The sequence below is a fragment of the Pseudoalteromonas sp. NBT06-2 genome (assembly GCF_002276045.1).
Lineage (GTDB): Bacteria > Pseudomonadota > Gammaproteobacteria > Enterobacterales > Alteromonadaceae > Pseudoalteromonas.
In genome coordinates, this window is sequence record NZ_NQMR01000451.1 from 1 (window position 1) to 343 (window position 343).

The window sequence follows — 343 nt, forward strand, 5'->3', positions numbered from 1 at the left end:
TTTTTTTAGTTTGAGGAATACGTGTGAGCCATTTAATGTGAGAATCTTGTAGCTTACCTTTGCTATAAAGTGCTGAGTCCGCAACCCATAAAAATTCGTCGGCCAATGCAATATTACTTCTAAACGATTCGAATTTAGCGATGCTGTCATGAAAGTTGGTTTTATCACTGCTATTACCGGATAAGCCTTCAAACCACAATGGCATAGCAGCAGCGCCTGTCACGGTTAATGACATAACTAGCTGTTTTAAATCATGTCGGTGCGCTTTGGAATGACCGAGGGCGGGTGTCGGTATGTTGTTCATTTTTGCTGTCAGCTCTGCTGGTATCTCCTTCACCTGGTT

General features: G+C 42.6%; 1 pseudogene. It reads right to left on the bottom strand.

The features are described from left to right. Positions 1-343: pseudogene (locus CJF42_RS28015) on the bottom strand (IS1634 family transposase); the annotation flags it as partial.